Genomic DNA, 26,180 nt, shown 5'->3' with positions numbered 1-26,180 from the left:
ATGAGTAATAAACAAAGAACAATACAAAAAGAAGTAAGTCTATCGGGTGTTGGCTTACATACAGGTAATACCGTAACAATGACGTTAAAACCTGCACCAGAAAATCACGGTTTTGCTTTTAGTAGAGTAGATTTAGAAGGAAGTCCAACTATAGAAGCAAGAGCAGAATATGTTGTAAATACGCAAAGAGGTACAAATCTTGAGAAAAACGGCGTTAAAATACAAACGTCTGAACATGTTTTGGCAGCGGCTGTTGGTTTAGGTATCGATAATTTATTAATAGAAATAGACGCATCTGAACCTCCAATTATGGATGGTTCTTCTAAGTTTTTTATAGAAGCTTTAGAAAAGGCAGGCATAGAAGAACAAGAAGCTGATATAGAAGAATATATTGTAAAAGAAATTATTTCTTACAAAGATGAAGAAACGGGTAGTGAAATTATTTTAATGCCTTCTAAAGAATACCAAGTAACAACAATGGTAGATTTTGGGACTAAAATTTTAGGAACTCAAAATGCAACTTTAGAAACAATTTCTGATTTTAAGAAAGAAATTGCAGACGCTAGAACCTTTAGTTTTTTACATGAAATTGAAATGTTACTAGAAAATGATTTAATTAAAGGTGGCGATTTAAATAACGCAATTGTATATGTTGATAAGCAATTATCTGTAGATACGATGGAAAAATTAAAAAAAGCCTTTAAAAAAGATAATATTGCTGTAAAACCAAATGGTATTTTAGACAATCTTACGTTGCATTGGGCAAATGAAGCTGCAAGACATAAATTATTAGATGTTATTGGAGATATGGCTTTAACAGGTATCAGAATAAGAGGTAAAATTATAGCGAATAAACCAGGGCATTTAATTAATACACAATTTGCAAAAAAACTAGCTAAAATTATTAAGCTAGAAAAGCGAAACAAAGTACCTCAATATGATTTAAATCAGCCGCCATTATTAGATATTCATCAAATTATGGATATTCTACCTCATAGACCTCCATTTTTATTGATAGACAGAATAATAGAATTGTCTGATAAACATGTTGTAGGAATGAAAAATGTAACCATGAATGAGAATTTTTTCGTTGGTCATTTTCCAGGAGCACCTGTAATGCCAGGCGTTTTACAAATAGAAGCAATGGCACAATGTGGTGGAGTTTTAGTATTAAATACGGTTCCAGATCCAGAAAATTATTTAACGTTTTTCATGAAAATGGACAAGGTTAAGTTTAAGCAAAAAGTGTTGCCAGGAGATACTTTAATTTTTAAAGCAGAACTAATTACACCTATTAGAAGAGGTATTTGTCACATGCAAGCGTATGCGTATGCAAATGGTAAACTAGTTGCAGAAGCAGAATTAATGGCGCAAATTGCTAAAAAGAAATAATTATGAATCAGCCACTAGCGTATGTTCATCCGCAAGCAAAAATAGCAAGAAACGTAGTTATAGAACCTTTTACAACTATTCATAACAATGTAACCATTGGATCAGGAACTTGGATTGGTTCTAATGTTACAATTATGGAAGGTGCAATAATTGGTGAAAATTGTAGGATTTTTCCAGGAGCAGTAATTTCTGCAATTCCACAAGATTTAAAGTTTAATGACGAAGAAACCACTGTAGAAATAGGGAACAATGTAACTATTAGAGAATGTGTTACCATTAATAGAGGTACTTCAGATAGGATGAAAACCGTCATTGGCAATAATTGTTTAATTATGGCTTATTGTCATATTGCACATGATGTAATAGTTGGTGATAATTGTATTTTTTCTAACAATTCTACTTTGGCAGGTCATGTAACTATTGGAGACAATGTTGTATTGGCAGGAATGGTTGCTGTACATCAATTTGCCGCAGTTGGCAATCATGCATTTGTAACTGGGGGTTCATTGGTTAGAAAAGATGTACCACCTTATGTAAAAGCAGCAAGAGAACCATTATCTTATGTGGGTATTAACTCAGTAGGATTGCGAAGAAGAGGATATACTACAGAAAAAATAAGAGAAATTCAGAATATCTATAGAATTTTATTCCAAAAAAATTACAACTATACCCAAGCAATAAATATAATTGAAGCAGAGATGGAAGCAACACCAGAACGTGATGAAATTATACAATTTATAAAAGATTCGCATAGAGGTATTATGAAAGGGTATTTTAATGTAAACTAAAATATCTTAAGAAATTAGATTTATTTAATAGGAATTAACTAAAATAATGACTTACAGTTTAAAGCTGTATGGCAAAAAGCATAAAAAAATAATGGCAACAACATCAGATATTAGAAACGGATTGTGTATTAGATATAACAACGATATTTATAAAATTGTAGAATTTTTACACGTAAAACCAGGAAAAGGTCCAGCTTTTGTTAGAACAAAATTAAAAAGTGTTACCAACGGAAAAGTGATAGATAACACCTTTCCTGCAGGAAGAAAAATAGAAGATGTTCGTGTAGAAACACATAAGTTTCAATTTTTATATCATGATGGAGAATTCTATCATTTTATGAACGAGGTAGATTATACTCAAATTCGTTTGTTAGAAGCTGCTTTAGACAACCCTGGATTAATGAAAGAAGGAGAAATTGTAACTATAATTATTAACTCTGAAGACAATATGCCACTTTCTGTAGATTTACCGGCAAGTGTAATTTTAGAAGTTACCCATGCAGAACCAGGTGTTAAAGGAAATACAGCTACAAATGCAACAAAACCTGCAACTGTAGAAACAGGAGCTAGTGTAAATGTACCTTTGTTTATTAATGAAGGTGATAAAATTAAGGTAGAAACTACTAAGGGAACATATCAAGAAAGAATAAAAGAATAAAAGAATAAAAAAGTTAAAAGTCATCAGTTTGCAGTTTGCAGTTTGCAGTTCCCTCGCAATCTAGTTGACTGAATACTGTCAACTGTGAACTATCTGTTGAAAACATGAAATTCAAAAAACCAAAAACCCTTAAAGAGATTTCGTTATTACTAAATATTGAATACATTGGTGATTCTAATTTTGAAATTTTAGGAATTAACGAAATTCATGTTGTAGAAAAAGGTGATATCGTTTTTGTTGATCATCCAAAATATTATGACAAAGCTCTTAATTCTGCTGCAACTACAATTTTAATCAACAAAAAAGTAGCTTGTCCGGTTGGTAAAGCTTTATTAATTTCAGACGATCCTTTTCGTGATTTTAATAAAATAACAAATCATTTTAATCCTTTTATTGCATCAAAAGTTAGTATTGCAGAAAGTGCAACTATTGGAGAAAATACCATTATACAACCCAATGTTTTTATTGGCAATAATGTAAGTATTGGTAAAAACTGTGTAATTCATCCAAATGTTACAATTTATGATAACGCTGTAATTGGCAATAATGTTATCATTCATGCAAATACTGTTTTAGGAGCAGATGCTTTTTATTATAAAAACAGACCAGAAGGTTTTGATAAATTAATTTCTGGAGGAAGAGTTGTGCTAGAAGATTTTGTAGATTTAGGAGCTTCTTGTACCATAGATAAAGGAGTTACCGGAGATACAACAATTGGTAAGGGAACAAAAATTGACAACCAAGTGCATGTTGGACATGATACAAAAATTGGCAAGAAATGTTTAATTGCTTCTCAAACAGGAATTGCAGGTTGTGTAATTATTGAAGATGAAGTTACTATTTGGGGACAAGTAGGCACAACAAGCGGAATAACAATTGGAGAGAAGGCGGTTATTTTGGGGCAAACAGGTGTAACTAAATCGGTAGCTGGAGGAAAAACTTATTTTGGAACTCCAATTTCAGAATCAAGAGAAAAGTTAAAAGAATTAGCAGAATTAAAACGTTTTTTAAAAGAGCGAAAAAATAGCAAATAAGGTTTTTAATAAATTTTAACTTTTTATAAAGAATTCTATCAATATAATTGTTGAATTTTCTTTTTTAAAAAGAGAACAAAGAACTATTTTTGTGTTATAAATTAAATCAAACTCCATTTTATCTTCCCTTTGGGAAAATTTTACAGAAATGGGATAAAATAACAAACCAATGAGTGTTTTAGTAAATAAGAATTCAAAAATTATTGTACAAGGTTTTACTGGTAGTGAAGGTACTTTTCATGCTGGTCAAATGATTGATTATGGAACAAATGTTGTTGGAGGAGTTACTCCAGGAAAAGGAGGTCAAGTACATTTAGGAAAACCTGTTTTTAATACCGTTAAAGAATCTGTAGAAGAAGTAGGAGCAGATACTTCAATTATTTTTGTACCACCGGCATTTGCTGCGGATGCAATTATGGAATCTGCAGATGCAGGAATTAAGGTAATTATTTGTATTACTGAAGGAATTCCTACCGCAGACATGGTTAAAGTAAAAGCATATATAGATAGTAGAGATTGTAGACTTGTTGGACCTAACTGTCCAGGAGTAATTACACCGGGTGAAGCTAAAGTTGGTATTATGCCAGGTTTTATCTTTAAAAAAGGTGGAGTTGGTATTGTTTCTAAATCAGGAACTTTAACGTATGAAGCTGCAGACCAAGTTGTAAAACAAGGATTTGGAATTACAACTGCTATTGGTATTGGTGGAGATCCAATTATTGGTACTACAACTAAAGAGGCAGTTGAGTTATTAATGAATGACCCAGAAACAGAAGCAATTGTAATGATTGGTGAAATTGGTGGTAATCTTGAAGCAGAAGCGGCACAATGGATTAAAGCTGATGGAAATAGAAAACCAGTTGTTGGTTTTATTGCAGGTCAAACTGCGCCAGCAGGAAGAACAATGGGGCACGCAGGTGCAATTGTTGGTGGTGCTGATGATACAGCGCAAGCAAAAATGAAAATATTAGCAGCAAACGGAATTCACGTTGTAAGTTCTCCTGCAAAAATTGGAGAAATGATTGCTAAAGTATTAAAGTAAATAGATTTTCTTTAAGAAACTGTTAAAGTTTCATAATAATATAGCTTAAACTCCGTTGAATTCGTAAATTCATCGGAGTTTTTTATTTCAACCAAAATTAATATTTATGAAAGAATTAAAATTGTTATGCATTAGCTTTTTGTTAATTACAGCAGTAAGTTGTAAAACGAATGAAGAGAAGAGTTACAAAGTAACATCAGAGAAAGATACCAATGGTTTAACCTACGAAACGGTAGAAAATGATCCAACAGGTTTGCGCTTGTACACTTTAGAAAATGGTTTAAAAGTATATTTAAGTCAGAATGCTGATGAACCTAAGATTCAAACCTATATTGCTGTTAGAGCAGGTTCTAATTACGATCCGAAAGAATCTACAGGTTTGGCGCATTATTTAGAACACATGGTTTTTAAAGGAACTCATAAAATAGGTACAGCAGATTGGGAAAAAGAAAAGGGATATTTAGAAAAAATTTCTGATTTGTATGAACAGCACAGAGCAGAAAAAGATGCCGATAAAAAACTAGCACTTTATAAAGAAATTGATGAGGTTTCTTTAGAAGCATCTAACCATTCAATTGCCAATGAATATGATAAAATGACAGGGTCTTTAGGAGCAACAGGTACAAATGCTTATACTTGGTTTGAGCAAACGGTGTATACAAATAAAATTCCTGCAAATGAATTTAACAAATGGGTAGATTTAGAATCAGAACGTTTTGGAACATTGGTATTGCGCTTATTTCATACAGAATTAGAGGCAGTTTTTGAAGAGTTTAATCGCGGCCAAGACAATGATTTTAGAAAACGTTACGCCGCAATGTTAGATGGTTTATTTCCTAAACATCCTTACGGGCAACAAACAACTATTGGTACAGGAGAGCATTTAAAAAATCCTTCTATGGTAGATATTCATAATTATTTTAACAAATATTATGTACCTAATAATATGGCGGTAGTTTTGGTAGGAGATTTTGAGTTTGAACCCACTATTAAAAAAGTAAATGATGCTTTCGGAAAATTTGAAAGAAAAGAATTAACGCATCCAACATTGGCTAAAGAAGAAAAAATTACAGCGCCCATTGTAAATGAAGTTTTCGGACCAACATCCGAATCTATTTCTATTGCCTTTAGATCTGAAGGTATAAATTCTGAAGAAGAAAAAATGGTAACGCTTTGCGATATGATATTGGCGAATGGTAATGCAGGTATTATCGATTTAAATTTGAATCAAAAACAATTGGTACAAAGAGCAAGTTGTTCGCCTACTTTTTTAAATGATTATGGGTATCATGCTTTTACAGGAAATCCAAAAACGGGTCAATCTTTAGACGAAGTTAAAGAGTTGTTGCTAGCTCAAATAGAGAAGTTAAAAAAGGGTGAATTTGACGAATGGATGATTGAAGCTGTGGTAAATGACTTAAAATTAAGCCGGACAAAACAATATGAAGATAATTCAGCATTAGCAGATACCTATGTAAACGCTTTTATTTATCATCAAAATTGGGCAGAAAGAGTTCAGTTTTTAGAAGAATTAAAGAAAATTAGTAAAGAAGAGTTGGTGAAATTTGCAAATACTTTTTATCAAGATAATTATGTAATTACATACAAAAGAAAAGGTGAGGATAAAAATATTGTAAAAGTAGCAAATCCTGGAATTACACCTGTGCATTTAAATAGAGACAAAAGTTCAGATTATTTAACAACATTTAATAAAATTGAAGCAGCACCTTTACAACCTAAATTTGTAGATTATAAAACAGCTATAAAGGAAACAAAAACTGAAAATGGAATTAAAGTTTCCTATGTAGAAAATGAAAAAAATGATTTGTTTGATATGAATATCATTTTTGATTTAGGGTCTGATAATGATAAAAAACTAACTTTAGCTGCTGGGTATTTAGAATATATTGGTACAGATAAATACACCAATGAAGAGCTTAAAAAAGAGTTTTATAAGTTAGGTATTTCATATTACGTAAGTACAGCAAATGATAAAACTTATGTTGGTTTAAATGGTTTAAAAGAAAACCTTGCAAAAGGGTTAACCTTGTTAGAGCATCTTTGGGATAATGGAAAAGCAGATCAAGATACTTATAATAAATATGTTGAAAAAATTTACAAAGGCCGCCAAGACGGAAAAACTCAGAAAGGAAATATTCTATGGAACGGCTTGATGAATTACGGTAAATATGGTGAAAATTCACCTTTAAGAGACATCATGCAAATAGATGAATTAAAGGCAATTAATCCAGAAGAGTTGGTAGGTATTATAAAAGATATGAAGAATTACAAACAACGTATTTTTTATTATGGTAAAGATGTAAATAATGCTGTTACTTCATTAAATACTCATCATAAAATATTTGGTGAGTTAAAAGAATATCCGGAAGCAAAAGAATATAAAGAAACAGAAACTGGCGGTAATGTCTTTTTTACTAATTACGATATGGTACAAACCGAATTGATGTTTTTAGCAAAAGGAGAACCTTTTAAACCAGAAAATATGGCTGCTTCTACCTTGTTTAATACATATTTTGGTAGTGGTTTATCATCCATAGTATTTCAAGAAATAAGAGAGTCTAAATCTTTAGCGTATTCTGCTTTTGCTGCTTATAGTAATGCTTCTAAGAAAGATGAGGCAAACTATGTAATGGCTTATGTGGGTACTCAAGCCAATAAGTTAGAACAAGCTGTAGATGCAATGATGGATTTAATGAATGAAATGCCAGAAGCAGAAAAGCAATTTAACGCCGCTAAAGAAGCTACATTAAAAAAATTAGCAGCACAAAGAATTACAAAATCTAGTATTTTTTGGTCTTATGAACGATTGAAAAAATTGGGCATCGATAATGATAACAGAGAAGAAATGTACAATATTATAAAAGGCATGACAATGGAAGATTTAAAAGCCTTTTTTAATAAAAATATTAAAGGAGAATCTTATAACGTTATGGTAATTGGTAACAAGAAAGATTTAAATGTGGCTTCACTTAAAAAACTAGGGAAAATTAAAGAATTAGATATAGATTATTTATTTAATTATGTTGATAAAAAAGAAGTAAAGCAATAAGCATAATTTTTCTTTACGGTATTTTTCTGCAAGAAAAGAGGCTGTCTTAGAAGTGAATTTTTTATTAAATTGATTTACATTCATTTAAATAAAATTAATAGCTTTTTTGACAGCCTTTTCTATTATATAAAGTTACTGGACTTTTACGATGTTTAAAATCAAAAAAAAGAAGCATATTCAATATTAAATTCAAGTTTTTGAATATAACTCGTACAAAATTGATTGATATTTTATGTTACCCTTTGTTTGGACTGGTAAAGGTGTCTGTAGAAAGACTTATAGTAAAGGATGTGTATTGTTTAAAAATGAAGTAGTATTCTGATAAAATAAAATAGATATAAAAATAAAACCCTGTAAATTGTATTTACAGGGTTTTTATTTTTATTTAGTATTATTAAAAATCTAAACCTGGTGCTGCAGGACTTGATGCTTGCGCTTTTTGTGGGTTTAAAATTAAATAGGTACCTAATGCAGTTAATGCTGCATATTTACCGTAGTTCCCAATCTTTTTGATTGCTTCTTTTCTTGTGATTTCTGTGTTGTTTTGTGTTTTCATGCTTTATTTATTAATAATTACTTTTTTACTTAAGGTTCCCTCTAAAGTTTGCAAATATACAATATAAAAATTACTTTTTGTTAATTTATTTGTTGAAATTTCATAAGAATTTTTATCTGTAAAACGATCTTTAAAAATTACTCTACCCAATACATCAAATAAAGTAACTTCTGTTGTCCCTAGAGACAATCCTTTAATTTGTATGCTGTTATGATTGCTGTAAATAGTAGTTGTAGGGAGTGTAGTGTTTTGTGTAGCTAAAGTAGATGTTGTGGTATGTAAATAAAAACGACCAATTCCGTTGGTGTTGCTTGTTGTAATGTAATTACTACCATTATCTACTCTTGTAAAAGTTCCTAATTCTCTATCTTCTAAGAAAATCATATATCCTGCAGGTAAAGCTTCATGAGTAAAATTAAACGTAATTTGTGTGTTTTCTTCTGCTTTAACACCAATAGGCACTATCATTGTTTCGTAATCTGAATTGGGTAATGTTTGTGTAAAAAAATCTGTATCGGCATAAGTACCATCTACTAGCTTAGAGTAAATATCAAAATCATAATTGGCAAAAACTCCTGCATCATTATCATCTATACCTTTAGATCCATTTTCTGAATAGAAAACCTTAGATTTACTAAAATTTGTACCATCCGTGAGACTCATGATTATTCGAGTAATAGTAGAAGTGGTTCTACTAAAAGTAGTTCCTGTTTGATGACTTTGCATAGTTTGTGGAATAGAAATTGTGCCACCTCCAGAATTTGTTTTTATTAAAAAACCTTGTCCTGGCGCTAAGTATCTATCTGCATCTGAGTCTACTATTGGCTCATATTTATTTATTAAGTTTTCATAAATATAAATAGCTTTGTTTTCTGTTTTTAATGCAGCACTATTAGTTGTAATAAAGTTATCATCTGTATTTATAGGAATGTAAGAAGGGTATGGGTTTCCTAAACTTCTAAAACCTATAGAAGTACCACTATTAGCAGCTATAGTTGTACCAGCATCTGTTACTCTATTAGCACCAATAAAACTTAATACACCCGCGGTATTTTTTTGAGCTGCATAACCAACTCCTTCCATAAAATTTCCTGCACTACCAATATTCGAAGAGTTATAGTAGGTCCAGGCATTTGCACTTGTAGAATATGGACCAAGTGCATATTTGGTGTTTCCACTTTCTTCTTTATTTGTAATATTATTTGCTACATTGGTTGCAAAAGTGTTTAAATTTTGATTCGTAACCATTGAAGAAATAATGTGCCAATCTGTATCTACATATCGGTTATATTTAATATTTCCTCCATAACTTTTTCCTATAAAAGACCCGTTTTTTGTAACGTCAGAGTCTATTGTTATAGAACCTGTAGTAAGTGTTAAATTTGCAGAAGGATCAATAGTTAATGCGGCTCCACTTTTTACAAATGTATTGTTAGCTACTGCATTACCAGAAGAAATAGACATGGTAATACCATCTGGTATAACAACATTTTCGTTGGCTTCTGGTATTCCATTCGGATTCCAGTTTGTAGCTGTATTCCAATCAGTTCCTGTTGCAATTTTTATAGGATTTGCACTTGTATGCAGAAAAAAACGGCCTATTCCAGTATTACCATCTGTTGAAGTTACACTTGTTGTAGCTGTGTATTCTGTAATTGCTTCTTCATTAGTTCCATTTACTTTAGATCCTGTTATTAAGGTAAGTGTTTTTTGCTCTCTATCTTCAAAATAAACATTAATGCCTGCAGGTTGATTCTCAAATTCAAAACTAAATTTTATTTCGCTGTTTATTGTTGCATTAAGACCTATTGGCACTACCATTTCCTCAAAGTTTGAATCAGGTAGAGTTTGATTCTGGAAATCTTGACCTGGAAATTCACCATTTATTAGTCTTGAATATATGTCGAAAGGATAATTTGTAAAAACAACTGCATCGTTATTATCAATACCTAAAGATCCAGAGAAATAATAATATATATGTGCAACTTTATGAGTCTGAGATTCAGTATCTACACGAAGAAGAACTCTAAAAACAGTAGCCACAGCACTGTTGGTGGCTATGTTGTTATTTTCTGTATTTATTTGTTCAGAAACCTTACCGTTATTAGAATCATCAATAGATGCTGCTATAGAAGATTCATTTAAAAATAAACTTGTGGCATTTACGGAAGTTGCGGTTATTAATAAAAATGAACATATTAATAATGTTAATTTTGAAAAGAGTTTTTTATTCATGTTTTTTTAAATTTATGTTAGGTAAATTTTAAACAGTTATACCTTGTTTTTATTGATTTTACATTGTTAATAATCAATGAATTGTAAGAACAAATCAATAACAAAAATACAAAAACGCAAGTGTAATGTACAAAATATTTATGATTTGTAAAAAAAATAACACAAAGTTTACATAATCTATTTTACTAGTAAGAAATAGCTTGTAAGTTAATGCTGTTTATTTATTGATAAATCTTTTTTTAAGCGTATTGTTTAACAGGATTGCATACAAAGTGTAGGGAGGAGAAGGGGGTGTAATTTTATGACAAGAAAGTAGTATTGGTTTTATACTACTTTGATCAACACTATATTATGTTTTAATTGATAATAGTTTATTAGGTTTATTATTTTTATAAATCAATAAAACTGAACAATGACCTCATTGCTCAGTTTTAATTATTAAATGTTATCCTATATTAATAATTTGTATCGATGTCCATTATTTAGGAATATATATTTACTAAAAATCTAAACCTGGTGCTGCCGGACTTGATGCTTGCGCTTTTTGTGGGTTTAAAATTAAATAGGTACCTAATGCTGTTAATGCTGCATATTTACCATAGTTTCCAATCTTTTTGATTGCTTCTTTTCTTGTGATTTCTGGTGTGTTTTGTGTTTTCATAGAAATTGAATTTGTTTTATTTAATGAATGATTATTTTTTTGTTACAGTTCGTTCTGTAGTTTCTAAGTTTTTTACAAATATATTCTTTTTTTATTAAATTTATTTCTATATATGAAAAAAATACATTTTACTGTATATTAATTAATTAATATAAGTAATTTGGTGGTAAATTTATGAAATATTCAAAATGGGCTCTTATTTTAGGGTGTAAAATAGAAAATTGCTTTAATTGAATAGGTGTTATCTTTTTATTTTTCTACTATTTATAGTATACTTCTTAATTCATTTAGACTATTAAAAAAGGAAAGTTATCTATTGTTTTACTCTAGTAGAAACTGATGTTAGCTTTACCATTTTTATAAACGAAGCTGTAATTCTATAAAATTAGATTGGTAGAAATATATAAAAGTATAAACTACAAATATGTATTTTATACAGATGTTATTTTAAGTTGAATGTTGTTATTTCGTATTCCGATACAGAATGTTGATGATTAAGAATTTCTAGGATCTCCTGCAATACTCATTTTTTTAGACTGAATAATGTTCATACTACAAAAACCAAAACGGTCTGTAATTTTACCATAACAGGCATAAATTCCCATTCCGTTTATTGGGTATTGATGCACTACATTTGTAAAATGTACAGCATCAAAATAAATACCATCTGCATCTATAAATGTACTTAATCGCATGAGTTTTCCTTGTGAAGTTTTGTTGTAACGAGTGGTTACTAATTGTCCGTAAAGCAACACGTTTTTATTTGAAAACTCACTCATGTTTTTTGCTTTTATATGTGGATGCAATTTGTCTGTAAGCAATGAAAAATAATCATGAATGGTAAAACCTAACAATTCCATTTCATCATATACATTTTCTAACCAATGCGTATTTAATTTCGGGATTTCAAAATGCTGATTTTGAACTCGAAATAATTTTCCTTGAAATTCCCCTACTGTTTTTTTTGTAGCACTTAATTTAAAAGTTGCTTGCCATAATAAGGCTGTTTTTGGTTTGTTTGTAAATCGAAACCCATCAATTCTTATTAAAACCGTTAGTTGTTCTATGGAGATGGTAACACGATCTATAAAATCATCCAAAGAAAGAAAATTACCATACAATTGACGTTCCGTTAAAATTCGTTGGATTAATAAATCTTCTAGATTTTTGAGATATCCAAAACCTAAATAAATCGTTTTTCCTTTTACAGTATTTGCATGATCGCTTTTATTTATACAAGGCAATTCTACAATGGCGCCACACATTTTTGCTTCATGAATATAATGTTCTGCGGAATAAAATCCGCCACCATTATTTAAAACTGCTGTCATAAACTCAATAGGGTAGTAGCATTTTAAAAATAAACTTTGGTAACTCTCAACAGCATAAGAAGCAGAATGTCCTTTAGCAAAAGCGTAGCCTGCAAAACTTTTAATCTGATTCCAAACTTCAAAAATTAAATGGTCTTTGTGTCCTTTTTTTCTGCAATTGGCAATAAATTTATCTTCAACTGCTTTAAATTCTGCTACAGAACGGTATTTTCCGCTCATTCCTCTTCGTAAAACATCGGCTTCACCCAAGGTTAAATCTGCAAACTGATTGGCAACTTTCATTACATCTTCTTGATAGACCATAACGCCATAAGTCTCTGGCATAATTTGTAATAAAATAGGATTTGCTTCTTTTCTTTTTTCAGGAAAACGATGTCTTTTTATAAATTCATCTTTCATTCCAGAGCCAGAAACGCCTGGTCTAATTATAGAACTTGCAGCTACCAAACCAATATAATCTTCCGTTTGTAATTTTTGCATCAATCCACGCATTGCGGGAGATTCTACATAATACGCACCAATGGCGCCACCTGTTTTTAAAAGATTATTGATGTTTTTATCCTTCTTAAAAGTTTCTACATCTGTAATGTCTATTGGTGGATTATTAGGATTGTTTTCTTTGATAATTTCTAAGGCGTCTTTAATTTTTGCCAAGCCACGTTGCCCTAAAATATCAAACTTAAAAATACCCACATCATCTGCAATATTCATATCAAACTGAACGGTAGAAAATCCTTTTGGAGGTAAATTGGTGGCAGAATAATAATGAATTGGTTTGTTTAGAATTAAAATTCCTGCGGAATGTACACTCACATAATTGGGGAAACCTTCAATTAATTTACCGTATTTTAAAACCAGTTTTGCAATATCATCTAATTGATTTGGCGCAATACCTTTACTTAATTTATCAATTTCTTCTTTTGGCAGCCCAAAAACCTTACCTAATTCTCTAATAACAGCCTTGTATTTAAACGTAACGTAAGTTGCCAACAATGCCACATTCTCAAATCGATTAAAAATATATTGTGTCATTATATTTCTATCCTTCCAAGAAAAATCGATATCAAAATCGGGCGGAGAAGCTCTAAACGGATTGATAAATCGCTCGAAATATAAATCTAATTCTATAGGATCTACATCTGTAATCCCTAAAATATAAGCTACAATACTGTTGGCGCCACTTCCTCTACCCACATGAAAAAAGTTGTTGCTTTTAGCGTGTTTTATAATATCATAATTGATTAAAAAAAAGGAAACAAACTTTAAATCGATAATTACTTTCAATTCTTTTTGAAGTCTATCATGTACTTTTTTAGTTGGATTTGAGTATCTCTTATGAATATTTGCATCACACAATTGCAATAACATGTTGCAATCTTCTTCAAAACTTTTGCAATACAGATTTAGGTTCTGATTTTTACGAGCGTTATTAAAATCGAAGTTGATGTTGCATTGTTGTAAAATAGAATTTGTGTTTTTAAGGATAAACGGAAACTCTTTAAAATGTTCTTTTAGTGCTGTTAGCGAGTGTATTACATCTGTTGTTAAGCATTGTTCTGTTGTAGGGAGTTTACTTAATAAAGTATTGTTATCTATGGCGCGTAACAATCTGTGTGCATTAAAATCTTTTTTATTTCGAAGTGTTACTTGTTGTTGAATGACCAATTTATCTGTAAATTTTTTTAAATGAGAAAAACGAAGTTTATTAATCTCGGCAATAGAAATTCCTATAAATTCATGGTCTTTAAAATCTGTGATATTTAATTCTAACACTTTTTCAAACGGATAAATAATAAACACATCTTCTAAATAATTAGGGATTGCTGGAATATTGGTTTTCGTTTCTAAAAAAGAAGATAAATAGTGATTGATGTTTTGAAAACCAAGATTGCTTTTTGCAAGTGCTACAAATTGTTGGGTATTTCCATTTCTAAAATCAACACCTATTACAGGTTTAATGTTATACTTTTTAGCTTGTTGTATAAAATTTATACAGGCAGAAGTATTGTTAATATCTGTAAGCGCAATACTTTTTATGTTGTTTTCTTTTGCAAGTTCTAGTAGCGCTACTTCAGAAAATGTTCCGTAGCGTAAAGAATAATATGTATGACAGTTTAAATACATAAAAAGATGAATTATTGTTTTCTGTGTGCTAAAACCAGCGGAGGTTCTCCGTTAAAAGGATTGTTAAAACGGCCAATAGATTTTGCGCCCATAGAAGCCGCTCTCATAATACTTTTTTCTCCATATTTGTTGCGAACCGTATCCATTGCGTTGTATAAATCTAATAGTTGTTCTGTGTCATCAAATAAATTAATTTGATAATTTCCACTTACAATATCAGAGATTTTTACACCTACCAATCGTATTAACAATCTACGTTGATATAGTTTTTTAAACAATTCTAAAACAGCAGGAATAATAATATGGTCTGCGCTTGTGTATGGAATTTTTACCTGTTTGCTATACGTGTTAAAATCTGAATATCTAATTTTTACACTGATTACGCCTGCAAGTTTGTCTCCTTTTCTCAATTGATACGCTAAGTTTTCTGCCATTGCAAAAATGGTTTCTTTTAACTTTATCATATCAATGGTATCTTTTGTGTAAGTTCTTTCTGTGGATAAAGATTTACGTTCGTGAAAAGCAATTATTGGCGCATTGTCTATTCCGTTAGCACGTTTCCAAATGGTTTTTCCGTTTTTACCCAAAACACTTATCATCATTTCTAAAGGCATTTCTTGAATCACTTTTACTTTATCAACGCCAAGGTTTCTAAGAATTTGATAGGTTTTATTTCCTACGGATGGAATTTTTTTAATAGATAAAGGCGCTAAAAAATCTTTTTCAAAACCAGCATCAATCAATAATTGATTGTTCGGTTTTGCTTCGCCAGTGGCAACTTTAGACACAATTTTGTTTTGCGACATTCCGAAAGAAATAGGCAAACCACTTTCTTTAATAATTCTTTGACGTAATTCAGAAGCATATTTATAACTGCCAAAAAAAGCATCCATTCCAGAAAGATCTGCATAAAATTCATCAATACTCGCTTTCTCAAAAATGGGGACTTTTTCTTTGATGATTTCTGTAACAATATTTGAGTATTTAGAGTAGATACTTGTATCTCCTCTAATAACGGTTGCTTCAGGACATAATTTTCTGGCAATTTTCATAGACATACCAGAATGCACGCCAAATCTTCTTGTTTCATAACTACAAGCAGCTACAACACCTCTGTCTCCTGTTCCGCCAACCAACAACGGTTTCTTTTGCAATCGACTATCAATCAGTCGTTCACAAGAGACAAAAAAAGTATCTAAATCGAGATGTAAAATATTTTTTTTCACGATGTAAAATTAGCTACAAATTCATACATTTGTTGCTCAATATTGTAGCATTATGAATAATTTATCTAAAAACATCAAACATTTAAGAGGTTTAAAAGGGTTAACGCAAGAGTCTTTGGCGGAAGAATTGTTGGTAACAAGATCAAGAATAAGTTCTTATGAAGAGAATAGATCTTCACCAACCATTGATTTTTTGATCGATTTTTCTACCTATTTTAAAATACCTATTGATATTATTATCAAAAATGATTTAACAAAAGCAAAAGATGTTTCTTTTATTGAAGTTGGAAATAAAAGAGTATTGTTTCCAATAACGGTAGATAGTGATAATGAAAATTTAATAGAGGTTATTCCTTCAAAAACATCTGCTGGTTATTTATTAGGGTATGATGATCCGGAATATATAGAGCAATTACAAAAAATAAAATTGCCGTTTTTGCCAACGGGAAAACACCGCGCTTTCCCGATAAAAGGAGATTCTATGTTGCCTATGAAAGATGGTTCTTATGTAGTAGCAGAATTTGTTGAAGATATAAAAGAAGCCAAAAGCGGACTGTCTTACATTGTGGTTACAAAAGATGATGGAATGACGTATAAAAGATTGGAAAACTTGGTAGTAGAAAAACAATCTTTTTTACTAAAACCAGACAATCCTTCTTATCAATCTTATGAAGTACCTGTTTCTGAAATTTTAGAATTATGGAAATTTACCTGTAGTATTAATACACAAGAATATGAGGAACACGAATTGAAATTGAGTAGTATTATTCAGATGTTTAACGGACTAGGAGTAGAGTTGGAGGCATTGAAAAAGTCTTTAGTTTAGTGAGGTAAAGAATATAGTCATAAATTTACTTAACAGTCTAAGTTAGTGATGTTTTATTATTGAAATGGAAAGATTTCTTAGATAACAGATTGCATTATAGAATGGGCAAAAATAGTAAACTAGTTACGTAATATATAGGCTTGTTTTTTCCTTAAAAAGGAATTAATCAAACAGTAACATATCTAGAGTATCATAATTAGTGACATTTATATAGGTGTTTTTTTATCAACCTTTATAAAGAGTTTTTACTGTTATATGTCTTTTTTATTGGTGTATAAGTTGCAGAAGTATAACGGTTTAAATGGTTTTGATAAAAGGAATTATAATATTTCTAAGGTCTAATAAATTTATTAGTATCTTAAAACAAATAAACTTTAGTATTTTTATTGCTTTATTAAATTTTATATGCCGATGTTAAAAAAATATTCCTTCATCTTTTTATTGACATTTTTAAGTACAATAAACTTTTATTCTCAAGAAAAAAAAATTGAGTATACAAAGAAAATAACTATTTCAGACGGCTTAGCACATAACGGGGTTACCAGTGTTTTAAAAGATAGCAGGGGTTTTTTATGGATAGGTACTTATGAAGGTATTAACAAGTATGATGGCTATAAAACAGTAACTTTTAAAAATACCATAGACACAGATATTCTTACAAGTAACAGGGTAAGATCTATTGTAGAAGATGCAAAAAATAATTTATGGATTGGTACAGATCAAGGTATTACAATATATAAGTCTTCTCAAGAAAAATTTATAAAATTATATTCAAACAAACTTATTGGCAAAGACAATAGCGGACCGATTATAAGAAAGGTTTTTATCAATAAGAAGAAAAACAAAATTTACTGTTTAACAGAAGGAAAGGGGATTTTTATATTCGATGAAAATTATACCTTGCTAAACAACTTTGTTCCTGTAGAAAATAAATCTAACAGTTTAAACTTTTACGATGTTTTAGAGTTACAGGATGAAAACTTAGTTTTTACCACATCTAAAGGATTGTTCTTTTTTGATAGCAAAGAAAACACGTTTAAAAAAATATTAGATGTTAACATTAGCCACACTTCCGAAATTATTTCTTTAAATGATTCCTTGTTACTTATTAGTTTAGAGTATGGTTTAGGCGTGGTATGTTATAATGCTGATAAAAATGAATTTACATTAAAAAAACAATTATTATTAGAAAAGCAGTTAAATAAATTATGTGTAGATAATAATGGAGATTTATGGTTGGGTACTTTAAATAAAGGTATTCTTAAAATTAACAATATTAAAGAGAACTTAACGTGCAACAGTACAAAAGAATTTACAGTAGAATCCTTTAATGATGATGTAGATCGGTTAAGAATTAGTAGCATAATTAGTGCAGATAATAATATTTGGGTGGGGTCTTTTAATGAAGGCTTATATCAATTTGATATAAAAGAAAATCCTTTTAAGAAATATAATAAAGCAATGGGATATAAGTATGGCATTGCTTCTAATACAGTAACTCATATTTCTAAGGTAGATAGTACAAGAGTTTTTATTACAAGTACTTTTGGTGGTATTGCTTTGTTAAATACAGCAACAGAAAAATTTGAACCCTTGCCATTTAAAGTGCCTAAAGAGCATTTATTAAATGTGTCTTCTGTTTTTGTAGATTCAAAAGGAAATACCTGGTTAAAAATTATGGGAGTTGGTTTTTTTAGAGTAAAACCAGGAAGTAAAAAATTAGAAAAAATTGAATCTGTTTATTTTGATAACAGCCTTACACAGTCTTTTAGATCTTTTACAGAAGATAAAAATGGAAATATTTGGATTGGTGCTAGTCATGATGTTTTTAAACTAACTATAGATGCTGTAAATGCCATTAAAAAAATAGAATCTTTAAATGAAAATCCTTTTTTTACGACTAAAAAAATATCGCTAGCAAGATATATTTATGCAGATCCTTTAAAGAATTTTATTTGGATTGGTGTAGATTCTGATGGTTTGTTTAGAGTAGATAATGGTAAAGATATACCCATAAAAGAATTAAGTATTCGTCAATTTGTAAATGATAAAAATAATAAAAATTCTATTTCAAGCAATTTTGTAACCTCTATTTTAAGGTTGCCAAATAACAATTTATGGGTGGGTACAGAAAGTGGAGGTATTTGCAAAGTAGAAGAAAAAAATAATGAATTATCCTTTATTTCATTTACAGAAAAAAAGGGGCTTTCTAACAATGTGGTAAAAAGCATCTTGGCAGATAATGAACATAGTTTGTGGATTTCTACCAATATTGGTTTAAATAAATTTGATTTAAAAAGTAAAGTTTTCAGAAAATTTTATTTGATAGACGGGTTGCCTTTTGAAGATTTTTTGTTCTCATCAGAAAAACTTAGCAATGGTACACTTCTTTTTCCAGGATTAGATGGTTTGTGTTATTTTAATCCGGATAAAATTATTAATAAAGAAGAATTGCCCAAAGTACAATTAGAGAATTTTAAAATATTTAACCGTGAAATTTATCCAGGAGACACCATAAAAAATAGGGTAATTCTAGAAAAAAGTTTGTTTCAGCTAAATGAGATTACGCTAAACCATGATGAAAACGTGTTTTCTTTTAACATTGCTAGTTTACACTTTTCCAATCCTAAAAATCATTCGTTAAAATACAAGTTACATCCAATAAATAAAGAGTGGGTAAAAACGGCATCAAATAATAATGTTATTAATTACAGTGGTTTACCACCAGGTGAGTATGAGTTTAGTTTTATGGCTTCTAACTCCTTAAATGAATGGACAGCTCCTAAAAAGCTTAAAATTGTAATTGTTCCTCCTTTTTGGAAAACAAATACAGCTTATGTTATCTATGCATTGTTATTGATTATAATTCTCTATTTAATAATATATACCATCACTAAAATTCAATCTTTAAACCATAATGTAGCAATAGAAAAATTAGAAAAAGACACCGTTAAAGAATTAAATGAATCTAAACTGCGTTTCTTTTCTAACATTTCACATGAAATTAAAACTCCAATCACTCTTATTACTGGACCTGTAGACGTATTGTTAGATAGATATAAAAATAATTTAGACGTTTCAGAAAAGTTAAGTCTGGTAAAACGTCAAACAAAAAAAATAAGACAATTAGTAGATCAAGTTCATGATTTTAGAAGAGCCGAGGCTAATTTGTTAAAAATGAATTATTCGAGATTTAATTTTAATATTTTTTTACAAGAATTAACCAATGATTTTATGTTTTTAGCCAATAAAGATCAAAAAAACTTTGAGCTAATTGCAAAAGATAAAAATATTATAGTTTCTGGAGACAAAAATAAAATAGAAAAAATTTGCAATAACTTAATAAACAATGCCTTTAAATATACCAAGGAAGGAGACAGTATTAAATTGGAGTTTAGTTGTGATGAGAAAGACTTACATGTTGCTGTAACCGATACAGGTATGGGAATTGATGCAATAGATTTAGAACATATTTTTGAAAGATTTTATCAATCAGAATCTACGCAAAAAGAACATATTGCGGGGTCAGGTATTGGATTGGCTTTTTCTAAAAAATTAGTAGAGATGCATTATGGATACATTAGCGCGGCTAGTATTGTAAATGAAGGAACTACTATCAGTTTTCAGTTGCCCATTGTAAAACAACAAGTGGAACAAGATGAAGTTTTAGATAAAAAAACAGTAGCACTGCCAAAAGAAAAAGAAATAGTTTTAGACAAACAAACTTTACAAGAAGAGGTTTTAACAACCGTGAATGTAAGTGGCGAATTTTCTGAATCGTTAATATTTTATGCGGAAGATAATTTAGAAATGAGAAACTATGTTACAGGTATTTTGTCTAAATATTTTAAAGTGAAGGCTTTTAGAGACGGACAAGAATGTTTAGATGCTTTAGAAAATACTTGGCCAGATATTGTAATTAGCGATGTACAAATGCCACAGTTAAATGGCTTAGATTTATGTATTGCCATAAAATCTAATTTAAAAACAAGTCATATTCCTGTAATTTTGCTGACGGCTTTAACCAATATAGAAGATCATGTAAGAGGGCTTAGAGATGGTGCAGATGCCTATATTAAAAAACCTTTTAATGTACAACGCTTAATTACAAATACAGAAGCGTTACTTAGTAATAGAAAACAATTAAGAGAAAGGTATCAAGTAGGTATTCCGTTAACAAAAGAAAACAACAAAAACAATAGAAATGATAATGCTTTTTTAGAGAAGCTGTATAGTATCATGGAAGAAAATTTAGACAATCAAGATTTTGATATCAATACTTTAGCCAAAGAACTCTATTTGAATAGAACGCATTTTTATCAAAAAGTAAAAGTGCTAACAAATCAAACTCCTTTTGAGCTTATAAAAATGTATCGTCTTAAAAAAGCAGCACAATTTTTAGTGCATCAAAAATTGTCTGTAAATGAAGTTTTTTTAATGACAGGTTTTAAAAGTAGAACACATTTTACCAAAATATTTAAAGAAAAATATGAGGTTTCTCCAAGTAAATACGCAAAAGAGAATGAAAATAAATTTTCTTAAAAACTTTTTTTATTTTTTCACACAAAAAACACTCAACCTGATATTTAGATAGTTAGGTTGAGTGTTTTCGTTTTTTTCTTCTTCCTGTAATAGCAATAAAAGTAAAGTATATCAGAGAATTATGGTCATTCTTAGTCGTACTTTTCTTTTTAAAGGAAGGTTTTTTTAAGTGTTTTAAAAGATCTTTTAGACCATTTATTTATAGTTGTTTACTGAAAACAACATTGTTTTTATTATCAAATACAAAGAAAATTAATGTGTTTGCTTTCTTTGAAGTGAACAATTTAAATTCTTATTATGATGATAAAAAAAATACTTAAAAAAAGTGTATTCTTAGGCTTCACGTTTTTTGCTTTAAGCTTAAGTGCGCAAACATTTACATTTAGTACCAGTTTAGAAGGTTGGGGTGCCAGCTTTGGTAATAACGGTACAGTAACTCATGCAGCAACAGAAGGTGTTGCAAATGATGGCGCGTTACAATTAAATAGAATAAATGACAACGCTAACTTTGGAATTAAAGTTGGTGTTAATGATGTAACAACAACAGGAATTGATGCAGACGTTACCAAATTTATCAGAATTAGATATAAAAATGGTACAAAAGGAACTGATCTTAGAATAGGTGGTAAAAATGGAGATAATGACAACATAAAAACAGATGCTGGTGGAAATATCGATTTTGGTATTTTTACTCCAGATTCTGATGAATATGTTACTTCTTACATAGACATGAGTGACATTGCTTTATGGAAAGGGGTTATTTCAAATTTCTATTTAATGGTAAGAAAAAATGTTTCTTCTACAGATGCAGATGATTTTTACTTAGATGAAATAGAGTTTTTAACTACCATGCCAGCTACCACGTATAGCGAGTTTATTAAAAATCCAAGTTTTGATGGGCCTTCTGGTACAGCGCACCTTACAGGAAGCGTAGATTTTGCTTCTAGAGGATTAACAACCTCTGAGTTTCATGATGGTACGCAAAGTTTAGGTTTTAATTTTAGTGCAGATGCTACCAAACCTTTTTGGAACTTTACAACTTATGAAAAAGTATATCCAAGTGTATATACTGCTGGTTCAGATATCCAAATTAAAATGTGGGTAAAAACCAATAGAGCAACACCTATAAAAGTGTCTACCAGACTTAAGTTGTCTTTAGGAGGTACGGAAATAGATAACAAACCAATTGCTTCAGTAATTACTACAAATACGGCAATGGAGTGGGAAGAACTAACCTTTAATATAGAAGTTACAGAAGATTTTGACGGTGTTATTTTTTGGTTTGCTGTAGATTGGGATGATGAAACTGAAGGTGCAGTAGCAGAAAATTTAAATGCTGGAGACATGGTGTATTTAGATCAAATGACCGCAACACTTACTTTAGACGATGTGTTAAAGGTAGAAAACAATGTTTTGGAGGGAGTGAACATTTTTGTAAATGACAAAACAGCAACTTTAAACGTTAAAGCTCCTGTAAATAGTAGTTTAGAAATGTATAACATTTTAGGTAGAAAAGTAAAATCTATCCAGAAATTAAACGAAGAAAATACTGTTTCTGTTGCAGGTTTAGCAAACGGAATTTACATAGTAAGAGTAACTTCTGAAGGGAAATCTAAAATAAAGAAAGTGGTAGTTAGATAACTAATTTCTTACAAATTAAAAATGGTCTTAAATTTAATTTAAGACCATTTTTTTTGCCTCAAATAATCTTAAAAGAATTCCTTTTTTAGCTTTTCTGATTGTTTATTTTCGTAAAACACATTTTTATATGTTTTTTTAATAAAAAGAAGCATCTCTTATTTCTTCTGAATAAAATGATAAAACAAGAGGCCCTGAAGGTAATTATAAATTCATTTTACGTTTACAGACGTAAAATAAATCTACAGATACAATTTAGAATTTTTAAATCACTTATTTTATAATAAGTTTAAAATCCATTATAAATGAATCCTAGTATAAAAAAATATTTGCTTGTCGTTTGCATCGTATTCGTCAATTTTAATTGTGTTTCTAATAAACTACAAACACCTACAATAAACAATGCCATAAAAAGTATTGATACCGATTTAACCATATTAAAAGTTAGAACTGCAATTAATAAAGGGGAGTCTTATGTAGTTGCTACAAGTTTTGAAGGAACTGTACTTGCTGTTTCTTATGAAGGTGAAATTCTATGGAAAAATAAATTATCTGGTTTTATGATTCATGATATTTGGTGTCAAGATATTAATGGAGATGGCATCGATGAAATTGTAACAGCAAATGCTGATGGAAATGTGTATTGCTTAAATAATAAAGGAAAATTATTATGGACATTTAAAACAGGGTTGAGTAATCCGCCACCAATGTACGCTGTATCAGTAGTAAATAAAAACAATGCTGCTTATGTTGTTTGTGGTGGTTTTGATAAAAGTATTTACTATGTATCTAATAAAGGAGAATTGGTAAAAGAAATTAAGTCTGCTACTTTTTCGATAGAAAAACCTTGGGGAAAGGTTAAAAAAGAAATTCCAGAAAGTAATATTTGTACAGCAAATTTTATAAGATCTGTAAAAAAAGCAGATGGCTCAGAAATTCTGGTCGTTTTAGGAACAAGCAATAATATGAATACTCCCGGAACCTTGTACTTTTTTAATCCGATGGAGGATGTGCCTTTTAAGAAAGTAAAAATTGAAGTTAATAAAGAATTAAAAAAGAAAATTAAGATTAGACCTATTGGCGATTTTAAAGTTTCCGATATAAATAATGATGGTAATGAAGAACTAATTTTAGGTACTTCTGCTCATGCTAAAGATATGTTAGTTTCTACCTATGATTTAATTTCAAATCAATTCACTTTTAACAAAATCACAAAAATAAGTTTTGGTTATGACATTACACATACAGTGGTTTTGAATGAAGGAAATGAGACTACATACCTAAGTAGAGTTGGTAGCCAAATTCATATTTACAATCCGTTTGATAATAAAAAAACCGAACGATTAATGAGTACGTATGCCTATAATGATATGTGTAAAGATAAAATTACGGGTAAAGTAATTTTAGCAAGTTCTCAAAGTGGAGGAAGTAGTATTCATATAATCGATACTGAAAATAAGGATTGGAAAAAATCATTTAAAAACCTACAACCTATAGGTAAAATTGCTAAAATTTTAGTCAACACAAAAAACATAAAAGATAATTTAGATGCCTTTAAGAAGCCTAATTATCAAAAGACATCACAAGCTGTGTTTTTATTGACAGAAAAGATTCCTGGGAATTTAGAAAATTTAAAAAATGAGATTTCTACTACCTATGACAGTCCTGTTTTTTTAAACTCAGGAAATTTTGATAAAGAAAAATGGGACAGATCATCTATTAAAAACGATACATATCGAAACAAAAGAGATCGTCGTATGAAGTACAAGCTAACTCAAGAAGAAATTCTTGAAATAGTGAAAACAAAATACGAAGGTCAAAAAGGATATTCTTATTGGGGAGGTCATGGTAACGATCCATATATGTATCAATTAGAAACGACTAAAAAGATTTTAGATATCGCAGCTGGTAAAAAAACCGTTTTGGTGTATCCAGAATTAGAAGATCATTCTAAAGATTTAGATTATGTTTTAGAAGATTTAATTTATCCATTGGCAAAATATTCACAAAGTAAAAATGCGAATATCTTTTTAAGATCCAAAAATATTTTTTGGTTGGGTTCTAATTATTTAAAAGCATGGTCTCGTTTAATGTCTGGTGAATTTGCAGATGTTTTTGTGCCTTCTATGGAAGAAACCACAGACAAATCTATGGAGTTAAGTTTGGCGGGTAGAATGGGTATTTGGGCAAGCGGTTCTGTTGATAGTTGGGGAACAAGAGCAGTGCCAGATAATGCTTCTTTTGATAGATCTAGACAGTTAGGGTATCAAAGATTACCAAATCATTTTTTAAGAATGTTGGTTTTTCATACCGCAAATGGCGCTCAATTTATTAATAATTTTGCTATAGATCAAGACTATATGAGCTTGTATTGGGAATTGATTGCAAAAGGAGCTTTGTATGTGCCAAAACGTAGTGAGATTTTAAGTATTTCTCCAATCCATTTAAGCATGAAAGAACCAGATCATCATTTTTTAAATGATGGTTCTAATGTAAAGTGGACTACTTTTTATGATGAAGATTTTGAGAAGAATAACCCGTTTGTAATGAGTAGATTAAATGGTACATGGCCAGGTGCACCTATTACAGATTGGGATTTTTCTAAATATGCTGCAGGTGTAAAAGAACGAAGATTAAACTTTTTAGCGCCTTATGAAAATGGTTTGGTTTTAATAACACCTACTCAAAATGGCATTTTTGCACAGAAAGATGTGGTAAGAAGCAAGCTATCAGACAATCTTCATCCGTTGTATAAAAACATTATGAAAGAATACATCACAGACGGACGTAATTATTATTCTGCAGATGGTAAACAAACTTTTAAAGCAGATGAATATTATAAAGTAATAGAAAAAGATTTAAAAGAAAGTGCTAAAAAGTTGCCTATTATTGTTTCTGGAGATGTTGCTTGGGTAGTTGCCCAAACATCACCAAAACACTTACGATTAACTATTATAGATAACGGTTATATCAACCCAGAAAAAAGTACAGCAATTGTTCATTTTAACAACATCAAAATAAAAAAGATAACAGATGTTTTAAATAAAGAAGTATTTA

At 30.0% G+C, this 26,180-nt stretch carries 15 protein-coding genes; 10 read left to right on the top strand and 5 right to left on the bottom strand.

The features are described from left to right. From ACSHW5_RS14480 to ACSHW5_RS14455, 6 genes are all read left to right on the top strand, one after another. Positions 1-1,392, top strand: coding sequence for a bifunctional UDP-3-O-[3-hydroxymyristoyl] N-acetylglucosamine deacetylase/3-hydroxyacyl-ACP dehydratase (locus ACSHW5_RS14480; protein WP_435676861.1), 1,392 nt, complete (start codon positions 1-3; stop codon positions 1,390-1,392). Positions 1,393-1,394: 2 nt separating this feature from the next. Then, complete coding sequence (gene lpxA / locus ACSHW5_RS14475; protein WP_435676860.1) at positions 1,395-2,180, top strand: acyl-ACP--UDP-N-acetylglucosamine O-acyltransferase; 786 nt, start codon at positions 1,395-1,397, stop codon at positions 2,178-2,180. Positions 2,181-2,271: 91 nt separating this feature from the next. Then, positions 2,272-2,838 carry an elongation factor P gene (gene efp / locus ACSHW5_RS14470; protein ID WP_435676859.1) on the top strand — a complete coding sequence of 189 codons (567 nt, stop codon included), beginning with the start codon at positions 2,272-2,274 and terminating at the stop codon, positions 2,836-2,838. A gap of 104 nt (positions 2,839-2,942) precedes the next feature. After that, positions 2,943-3,872 carry a UDP-3-O-(3-hydroxymyristoyl)glucosamine N-acyltransferase gene (locus tag ACSHW5_RS14465; protein ID WP_435676858.1) on the top strand — a complete coding sequence of 310 codons (930 nt, stop codon included), beginning with the start codon at positions 2,943-2,945 and terminating at the stop codon, positions 3,870-3,872. Positions 3,873-4,041: 169 nt separating this feature from the next. Then, the gene (gene sucD / locus ACSHW5_RS14460) at positions 4,042-4,914 is read left to right on the top strand and encodes a succinate--CoA ligase subunit alpha (RefSeq protein ID WP_435676857.1); all 873 of its coding nucleotides are present in this window, start codon (positions 4,042-4,044) and stop codon (positions 4,912-4,914) included. A 106-nt stretch (positions 4,915-5,020) separates the two neighbouring features. Next, positions 5,021-7,984, top strand: a complete 2,964-nt coding sequence (locus ACSHW5_RS14455) for a M16 family metallopeptidase (RefSeq protein WP_435676856.1) — start codon at positions 5,021-5,023, stop codon at positions 7,982-7,984. Between the two features lie 394 nt (positions 7,985-8,378). Here the strand turns inward: ACSHW5_RS14455 and ACSHW5_RS14450 are convergent, their stop codons facing one another. The 5 genes from ACSHW5_RS14450 to dinB all read right to left on the bottom strand — a co-directional run bounded on the left by ACSHW5_RS14450 (position 8,379) and on the right by dinB (position 16,117). Further along, positions 8,379-8,540, bottom strand: coding sequence for a hypothetical protein (locus ACSHW5_RS14450; protein ID WP_435676855.1), 162 nt, complete (start codon positions 8,538-8,540; stop codon positions 8,379-8,381). A gap of 3 nt (positions 8,541-8,543) precedes the next feature. Beyond that, complete coding sequence (locus ACSHW5_RS14445) at positions 8,544-10,775, bottom strand: T9SS type A sorting domain-containing protein (RefSeq protein ID WP_435676854.1); 2,232 nt, start codon at positions 10,773-10,775, stop codon at positions 8,544-8,546. Between the two features lie 499 nt (positions 10,776-11,274). Further along, the gene (locus ACSHW5_RS14440; protein WP_435676853.1) at positions 11,275-11,436 is read right to left on the bottom strand and encodes a hypothetical protein; all 162 of its coding nucleotides are present in this window, start codon (positions 11,434-11,436) and stop codon (positions 11,275-11,277) included. A 494-nt stretch (positions 11,437-11,930) separates the two neighbouring features. After that, entirely contained in the window at positions 11,931-14,891 is a 2,961-nt protein-coding gene (locus ACSHW5_RS14435; RefSeq protein ID WP_435676852.1) for a DNA polymerase III subunit alpha, read from the bottom strand. Positions 14,892-14,902: 11 nt separating this feature from the next. Then, complete coding sequence (gene dinB / locus ACSHW5_RS14430) at positions 14,903-16,117, bottom strand: DNA polymerase IV (RefSeq protein ID WP_435676851.1); 1,215 nt, start codon at positions 16,115-16,117, stop codon at positions 14,903-14,905. A 52-nt stretch (positions 16,118-16,169) separates the two neighbouring features. Here dinB and ACSHW5_RS14425 point away from each other — a divergent pair, with 52 nt between their 5' ends. The 4 genes from ACSHW5_RS14425 to ACSHW5_RS14410 form a co-directional block, all read left to right on the top strand. Continuing rightward, the gene (locus ACSHW5_RS14425; RefSeq protein WP_435676850.1) at positions 16,170-16,943 is read left to right on the top strand and encodes an XRE family transcriptional regulator; all 774 of its coding nucleotides are present in this window, start codon (positions 16,170-16,172) and stop codon (positions 16,941-16,943) included. A gap of 411 nt (positions 16,944-17,354) precedes the next feature. After that, positions 17,355-21,485, top strand: coding sequence for a hybrid sensor histidine kinase/response regulator transcription factor (locus ACSHW5_RS14420; RefSeq protein WP_435676849.1), 4,131 nt, complete (start codon positions 17,355-17,357; stop codon positions 21,483-21,485). Positions 21,486-21,782: 297 nt separating this feature from the next. Further along, entirely contained in the window at positions 21,783-23,126 is a 1,344-nt protein-coding gene (locus ACSHW5_RS14415; protein WP_435676848.1) for a T9SS type A sorting domain-containing protein, read from the top strand. Positions 23,127-23,428: 302 nt separating this feature from the next. Beyond that, a partial coding sequence (locus ACSHW5_RS14410; RefSeq protein WP_435676847.1) for a hypothetical protein occupies positions 23,429-26,180 on the top strand: 2,752 nt, incomplete at its 3' end.

This window comes from Polaribacter sp. (assembly GCF_051251875.1).
Lineage (GTDB): Bacteria > Bacteroidota > Bacteroidia > Flavobacteriales > Flavobacteriaceae > Polaribacter.
Note: the sequence above shows the minus strand (reverse complement) of the source record. Positions and strands in the feature narration are given on the sequence as shown.